The sequence below is a fragment of the Actinomadura sp. BRA 177 genome (genome assembly GCF_013372625.1).
In the GTDB taxonomy this organism is placed as follows: domain Bacteria; phylum Actinomycetota; class Actinomycetes; order Streptosporangiales; family Streptosporangiaceae; genus Spirillospora.
In genome coordinates, this window is the sequence record NZ_JABXFD010000603.1 from 1 (window position 1) to 1,213 (window position 1,213).

The 1,213-nt window shown below is 74.3% G+C and carries 1 protein-coding gene; it reads right to left on the reverse strand.

The genetic code is table 11. From position 1 onward, the window contains the following. On the reverse strand, nt 1–1,167 hold a 1,167-nt coding region (locus HUX53_RS33995), incomplete at its 3' end, for a DUF2079 domain-containing protein (RefSeq protein ID WP_176407377.1). Nucleotides 1,168–1,213: the final 46 nt, after the last annotated feature.

Sequence of the window (1,213 nt, forward strand, 5' to 3'; positions counted from 1 at the left end):
CATCCCGGCCATCGGCAGGACGGACGGGACGCGCCGCGCCGCCCGCAGCCGCCCGCGCAGCCGCGCCGCCCCGTCCACCGCCGCGAGGACGAGCACGGCGATGAGGAACGCGTTGTAGTGGTAATGCGGCTCCCACCAGTTGCCGAAGCGGCTCGCGAGCATCCGCTCGGCCAGCAGCGGGACGGCGGTGAGGGTCAGCGGGGACGCCAGCGGCAGCAGGAGCAGCGGCAGGACGAGCAGCGCCATCGTCACGACCTTCTGCGGCGGGTCGACGAGCACGGTCGCGACGTCCCACGGATGGGTGAGGGCGTGGGCGGCGGCGTGCGGCACGTCCGGCCCGAGCGCCCCGTACGCCCAGTAGTAGCCGTTGTCGCCCCCGAACGCCGCGATGAGCACGCGGGAGCAGACCCAGGTGGCGACCAGCCCGACCACCGCGTAGGCGAGCCCGGCCCGCCGGTCGCCGCGCGGCAGCAGGTCGCGGAGCCCGCGCCGCTCGCCGTCCTGCTCGTCCGGCCGGGTGAGCAGGTAGAGGCCGAAGCCGGCGAGCAGCAGGCCCATGTCCTCCTTGACCAGCAGCAGCGCGAACGCGGCCACCGCCGCCTGGCCGCGCCGTCCGGCGTCGTACCGCTCGACCAGCAGCGCCGACAGCAGCGGCACGAACGCGACCTCGTGGAAGTCGAACGCGAGCGCCTCGGCGATCGGCCACGACAACGCGTACGCGCCCGCCGCGCAGTACGCGGCGCCGGGGCCGAGCCTGCGCTCGGCGAACCGCCAGATCGGCCAGATCGCGAGCGCGAACAGCACGGCCTGCGCGACCAGCAGCGACTCGGGGCCGTCGTGGATCCAGTAGAGCGGCGCGAGCAGCGCCAGGATCGGCGAGAAGTGGTCGCCCAGGACGGAGAAGTCCGGCCCGAACCCGTTATGGACACCTTTGACCATGGCGACCGGCAGGTCGAAGCGGCTGTAGGAGCGCACCGCCTGATCGAAGATGACCAGGTCGTAGCTGCCGGTCCGGAAGGCGCGCAGCCGCATCAGCGCGTACGCCGCGTACAGCAGCGCGCTCCCCGCGATCAGCCCGCTGAGCAGCAGACGACGGCGCCGGGCGCCTCCCCCGGTGCCGGCGGGGACCTCGCGGGCCGGTCCCTGCGCCACGACGACCTCGGCCACGCGCCGGACGCTACCACCGCCCCCACCACCCAACTAACCTCCACCC